Raw genomic sequence first — 5605 nt, forward strand, 5'->3', positions numbered from 1 at the left:
CCCGCAACTCGGCGGCCTGTTCCACGGACAGCTCCATACCAAGAGACCCTGCCACACAAGATCAAGTAATGCTGACGGAATCACAAGACACTAGCCGCCCATGGTCGTCAGGAGCCATTCGGCTGCGGACTCAACACCGCAGGCAGCAATCGTTGGTGTACGTGGTGGTCTTGATGTCCTTTGGCGGCGGCCTGGACTGCCATCGACGAACTCGCGGCCTGCGTACCGCCGCATGGCCTACATGGGGTTTGAGTCAGGGGGATGTGGGCTGGTTGAGTGGATGAGTCGTCCGGTCCACGGAATCCTCACCCACCCGCGGCCGGACGACGAATCCGCCCCCACACTCGGGAGGGGGCGGACTCAAGCTGGGTGGGTTGGAACTCGCCCCCGAGCACTCCGCCCCTGTCTCTGGCCACGGCTACGGCCGGGGCAGGGGCGGCGTCGTGGTCCAGGTCATCCAAGCATGGCGAGCGATCTGCCGAGAGCCCACCGAGGCGTTCCTCGATCTCCGTTGACTCATACCCATTCACGGTTGTCTTCGGCCGTGATGGTCCGGGTGTCGACGCTTTCGACGTCCGTTGGGCTCAGCCGACCAGGGGTGTCGGCTGTGCTGTGGGGCACGCCGAGGCGTTCGAGCAGCAGTCCTTCTCGAGTGGACCAGGGGCAGATCTCGACGTGCTCGGCCCCGCAGGCTTCCATGAGCGCCTGTGCGATCAGGGCTCCGGCCAGGGACTGTTCGGCGCGGTGTCGGGAGATGCCCGGCAGTTTGGAACGGCTGGACGGTCCCGCGGCGGCCAGCAGGGAGACTGACGTGCACAGTTGGGGTAGCGCGAGCTGCCGTCCGGATCGCGGTGTCTTGCCTTGAGCGGCGGCGAGCCGGGCGAGCTGTTCGAAGGTCTTGGAGCAGGCCAGCACCCGCCCGCCCGGTTCGGCCTGCGGCAAGCCGGGGACGGCTTCCAGGGACCGGCGGAGGTGCTGCCGGACCTCGGCCAGTCGGCGTGGGGATGGTGCGATGCCGTCGGGAAGCCAGTCCCGGGTGATCCTGCGGGCGCCCAACGGCAGCGAGTAGACGACACGGGGCCGGTCTCCGGTGCCGGAGGCGATCTCTACCGTACCGCCGCCGATATCCAGGACCAGCAGCTGTCCGGCCGTCAAGCCTGCCCACTGGCGGGCGGCCACGTAGGCCAGGCGCGCCTCCTCCTGGCCGGTCAGCACGCGAAGGCGGGTGCCGGTTGTGCGTGCCACCCGCGCGATGATCTCGTCGCGGTTGGGCGCGTCCCGGATGACGGAGGTCGCGAACGCGAACACTTCAGGCCCGCGCAGACGCGGGTCAGCGGCGACGGCCTCGGCCACTGCCCGTTCGACGCTCTGCACGCCGGCCTTGTCCAGCCGTCCCTTGCGGTCGAGGGTCTCGTGCAGTCTCAGCCGCACCTTGCGAGAGAACACCGGCTCCAGCACCGTCCCCGGGCGCCGTCGCACCACCGTCAGCAACGCACTGTGGCACCCGACATCGAGCACACCTGCCTGCCGCACCCCATCGCCTCCCTTGCCCCCGCTCGGACCGGCAGCTCGCTCTCCTGACGATGGTGCGACGAGGATTCCAGCCCACCGCGCGAGCCTATCGTCACTATCCGTGCACACCGCGCCATGACCCACAGGGGTGGAGTTGCGAACGTGCAAGTCTCGGATCCCTCGACCGTAGATCGCGGTCTTCATGTCGCAGCTGCGGCTTGTCGTCGTGCGAGCATCGCGAGGGTGGCCCAGCTGTGCCAGGACGTCCAGCGACTGACCTGGTGTTCATCAGGCCGACAGGCCCTTGCCGGACTGACAGGTCTGCTCGACTTGTGTCGGACGAGTAACTCTTCGTGACGCCGTGACGTCATGAAGATGGCGTCCCGCCCCTCGGAGAATCGCGCCCGGCCAGGGTGAGTGGGACGGTGGAGGGAGAGAAGGGGGCGCGTCGACGCTCCGCTCAAAACGCACCGGACGGCAGAGCACGGCCGTCGGTGGCGCCCGTCGACTACCCGCCGCCTCCCGCGCGAACGGCAGTCACGAGCTGGCAGACGCGAACGGCAGTCGCGAGCTGGCAGAGGAGAACAAGCGCCCGCGCGCGGAGATCGAAGCTCTGCGCGAGGACGCGGAACTTCCGTCGGCCGAAGAACGCCGTTCCGTGACCGAGAAACCGCCGCATGCGACGCCTCAGCGCCGGCAGTCGGCCAAGGTCCGCCCCAAGAAGCGGGATGAGTGATGACCGAGCCGATCACTGTGCGCGTCGAGGTCACCGGCCCCTGGGCACCCTACTCCTTCACCTCGCCGCCCCATACCGAACCCGCGGAGGGGACGGCGTCACCGTGACCGGCACTGCCCGGCTACCCGTGGAAGCCGCAGTGGCGGTCAGGATTTGCCGCGGCCGGTGACGAAGTCGCGGGCCCGGTCGACCAGGCCGATACCCGGGGCGAGGAGCTTGCTGGCCGTCGGGGTGCTGGGCGCGGAGGGGTGCGGCCGGGTGGGCGCCGTGGCTTTGGCCTGGCGGATCTTGTCCCCGAGGTCGTGCAGCTGCTGCGGGGTGCAGGCGCGGCGCAGCATCGGGAAGAGGTTGTTCTCCTCGTCCTGGACGTGGGCGGCGACCTCGTCCATGAGCTGCTGCAGCAGCGTGCGCATCGGCGGGTCGTCGGTGTCCACCCTCTCCAGCTGCTTGAGGATCTTCTCGATCCGGCCGTGGTCGGCGATCTCCTTGTCCGCGAGCGGGTCGCCGCCGTCGATGTGCTCGCGGACCGCCGGGTACAGGTACTGCTCCTCGGCGACCGAGTGCCGCACGAGCTCGATGGTGACCTCGTTCACCTGGTCCCGCAGCTGCTGGCCGCCCGCGGTCATCGCCTGGATGCGGCCGAACATCTCCTCGACCTCGCGGTGATCGGTCATCAGCTCGTCGATCACGTTCCCGCCGTGCCCCATCGCACATCCGCCTCTCTCATTCGGGGTCGGGTCTCTCCCGCCCAGCCCAGAGGTATCCCGCCTGGCACGGCGCGTCTGCCAGGCCCGCTGTGGCCTCACCCGATCGGCCCCGCCGCCCACGGCGCGACACATGTCGGACCAGTTCACCCCGCGCGGCTACCGGATGATTGCAGACTTCAGCGTGCACACCTTCCGCCTCGCGAGCGCCCACGGCGCGGCACGTGAAGTTCCACTGGAGGTCGAAGTTGGGCGTGGCCTGCCAGGTCTGGGACGAGAGGCAGCTCACCGCGGGGCAGAACCCACTTCCACCGCCGCAACCTGTGTGAGGCAATCGAAGCCAGCGAGTACCCCCGAGTGGGAGCTCAGCGTGCAGCTCATCCCGTGGGAGGACGAGCACGCCTACCCGTTCGGCCCGCTCGATCCGACGAAGATCGTGCCGGAGGAGCTGGTGCCGGTGCGGATGGTGCTGGACTGTAACCCACAGAACTTCTTCGCCGAGACCGAGCAGGTCACCTTCCACACCGCGAACATGGTCGCTGGCATCGACACCAACGCGGCAACCCGAGAACGGTCGACGAGGCAGCCATGAACGCTACCGATCCGCATCCACCGCAGCACCCCCGGCCAGGTGACGAGCAGCGGTTGCATCCGCCGACACTCCGCCACCACAACGCCCTGGCCAGCCACCTCCGTACTTCGAGGCGATGACACTGACCAGTGCCCAAAGGATGTCACAGAGGCGACGCAGTTTCGTCCGCCGAGCGGCCTGCGCAACGCGATGGCCAGCCCTGATCCGGGGGAACGCTCAGGCAGCTGACCAGCCCAGCCAGCTCCAGCGCACCCCAATCAAGCGCCCTGGGCGCGTGCCGGTCAGGGAGCGGGGGGCCTCGGGGTGCGAGCGCTGGCCGATACCGCGACCCCGACTTCCCGACGGTCGACTGTGCCTCACGGCGAGCCTCTATTCCCGCCCCCCATGGCACACCGCCGAACGGAGGAGTGGGCCCCCAAGTCCCCCTGGATATCCCCGCTATGCCGGTAGAGCCGCGTATAGCGTCGGGCCAGGTGTCCTGGTTCCGAAGTATCGACCGTCCGTGAAGCTCGAGAATACGGGCGATCGTGCTGTTCAGCGTGAGGATCAGGGCGATCCCCTCCGGTTCCCGCACGGTGCGGGGCCGGCTTTGATCCCCTTGGAGGACGAATGGCCAGCGGAACCGTGAAGTGGTTCAACTCAGAGAAGGGCTTCGGCTTCATCGAGCAGGACGGCGGCGGCCCCGATGTCTTCGCCCACTACTCGAACATCGCAAGCTCTGGCTTCCGTGAACTTCAGGAAGGCCAGAAAGTGAATTTCGACATCACCCAGGGTCCGAAGGGTCCTCAGGCAGAGAACATCACCCCCGCCTGAGCCGCACCTTTGCCATCGCTTTACGAGGACGGCCATGAGGACCACGGCCCTGCCAGACGCCGCAGGACGACCTGTCGGGTGGCCGGCGCGACGAAGAACAGCACGACCAGAACTGCGGGAAACAGCAGGCTTCCCATGATAGTGAGACTCGACGTGTTCGGGGAACGTCCCAGCCGCTGATAGCCGTTCCCCGAACACGTCGGATGGCCGCTCGGCGACGCCCGGTGCGTGCGCGGTTTGGTCGTGCGTGGATTCCGCGCCGGCGAACAGCAGGGCGTCGGCTGGTCGACGGCACATTGATTCCGTCAGCGGTCGCGGTTGCTCCCCAGGGCTCGGTCCAACCACACACCCTGGCCCAGTTACCAGTAGTGGCGCCGCCCGGCAATTCCGTGGCCGACAGCGCCCAGAAGAAACAGGATCAGTCCGATGACGAGCAGAATGATCCCGATGGTCCACAGTATCGAGATGCCGGTCAGGAACCCGATGATCAGCAAAATGACACCCAAGGCAATCATGGTGTCCTCCGATTCCGTGCACTGGCTCTTCGCCTTCACTGTGCTCCTGTGCTATCCAGGCGGCAACCTCGCCCGGGCGTGGCCCTGAAACGGGGCTCCTGGCCTCCAGGCCCGGCATGACTGCTGCCCCGGCTGCCCCCTGTCGATCGCATGACAATGCCGTTGCTTTAGCGATCATTCCCACTGGTGATGCAGGGGACTTCTGTTCCCAGGAGACGGGGTCGGGGTGCGGTGATGCAGAGTGCGCAGGCGTCGACGCGCGTGCCGGGCTATGTGAGGAGCGGCCGTGTTGGAGCGCGCCCGGTGCAAGTACATCTACAAGAGGTTCGCTCGTGGGCCGTCACAACGCCAGCCAGTTTCCGTGAAGTCCGCAACCAGGGTTTTCGAGGCGATCTCAGTGTCGTTAGCCGGTACATCCGTCTGCTCCGGCAGTCCGCAGTGCCGCCCCCCTCCGCCCCAGCCGATGCCCAAGCTGCGCAAAGTCCTGCGGTGGAACACGACCCATCTGGACAGACTGCGGCCCGACAAGATTGGTGGTCTGCGGCCCCGAAACGAGGTAGGCCCCTGCCTGAAGTCGATTTCAGTCACGGCGTCACCTCTGTCGTGTTTGCTTCCTGGACGGGGTTACGTCTTCTTCCTCTCCTTCGCCTTCCTCTTCCTCGTAGCCCCCCTCGCCTTCCTCTTCCTCGTAGCCCCCTTCGCCTTGGGGTTCGGCGTCGGGGGCGGCGGCGGC

At 67.2% G+C, this 5605-nt stretch carries 5 protein-coding genes; 2 read left to right on the forward strand and 3 right to left on the reverse strand.

Annotated features, from left to right (window positions below; translation table 11 throughout):
- Window positions 1–516: 516 nt before the first annotated feature.
- Both ACFU6I_RS47650 and ACFU6I_RS47655 read right to left on the reverse strand, forming a co-directional pair.
- Window positions 517–1533 carry a Ppx/GppA phosphatase family protein gene (locus ACFU6I_RS47650; RefSeq protein WP_384380593.1) on the reverse strand — a complete coding sequence of 339 codons (1017 nt, stop codon included), beginning with the start codon at window positions 1531–1533 and terminating at the stop codon, window positions 517–519.
- 861 nt (window positions 1534–2394) lie between these two features.
- Window positions 2395–2955, reverse strand: a complete 561-nt coding sequence (locus tag ACFU6I_RS47655; RefSeq protein WP_384380597.1) for a hemerythrin domain-containing protein — start codon at window positions 2953–2955, stop codon at window positions 2395–2397.
- A gap of 130 nt (window positions 2956–3085) precedes the next feature.
- Between ACFU6I_RS47655 and ACFU6I_RS47660 the strand changes: the two genes are divergently transcribed.
- Both ACFU6I_RS47660 and ACFU6I_RS47665 read left to right on the forward strand, forming a co-directional pair.
- Window positions 3086–3544, forward strand: coding sequence for a catalase (locus ACFU6I_RS47660; RefSeq protein WP_384380600.1), 459 nt, complete (start codon window positions 3086–3088; stop codon window positions 3542–3544).
- 609 nt (window positions 3545–4153) lie between these two features.
- The gene (locus ACFU6I_RS47665) at window positions 4154–4357 is read left to right on the forward strand and encodes a cold-shock protein (RefSeq protein WP_345513857.1); all 204 of its coding nucleotides are present in this window, start codon (window positions 4154–4156) and stop codon (window positions 4355–4357) included.
- Between the two features lie 359 nt (window positions 4358–4716).
- On the opposite strand, the gene ACFU6I_RS47670 is transcribed toward ACFU6I_RS47665, so the two are convergent.
- Window positions 4717–4872 (reverse strand): DUF6131 family protein, encoded by a 156-nt coding sequence (locus ACFU6I_RS47670; protein ID WP_384380603.1) that lies wholly within the window; start codon window positions 4870–4872, stop codon window positions 4717–4719.
- Window positions 4873–5605: the final 733 nt, after the last annotated feature.

This window comes from Streptomyces sp. NPDC057486 (assembly GCF_042802415.1).
GTDB lineage: Bacteria > Actinomycetota > Actinomycetes > Streptomycetales > Streptomycetaceae > Streptomyces > Streptomyces yanii.

Excerpts from the sequence above, each read along its gene's own strand:
- ACFU6I_RS47665 (WP_345513857.1), top strand. The coding sequence starts at position 4,154 with ATGGCCAGCGGAACCGTGAAGTGGTTCAACTCAGAGAAGGGCTTCGGC.
- ACFU6I_RS47670 (WP_384380603.1), bottom strand. The coding sequence starts at position 4,872 with ATGATTGCCTTGGGTGTCATTTTGCTGATCATCGGGTTCCTGACCGGC.
- ACFU6I_RS47660 (WP_384380600.1), top strand. The coding sequence starts at position 3,086 with ATGTCGGACCAGTTCACCCCGCGCGGCTACCGGATGATTGCAGACTTC.
- ACFU6I_RS47655 (WP_384380597.1), bottom strand. The coding sequence starts at position 2,955 with ATGGGGCACGGCGGGAACGTGATCGACGAGCTGATGACCGATCACCGC.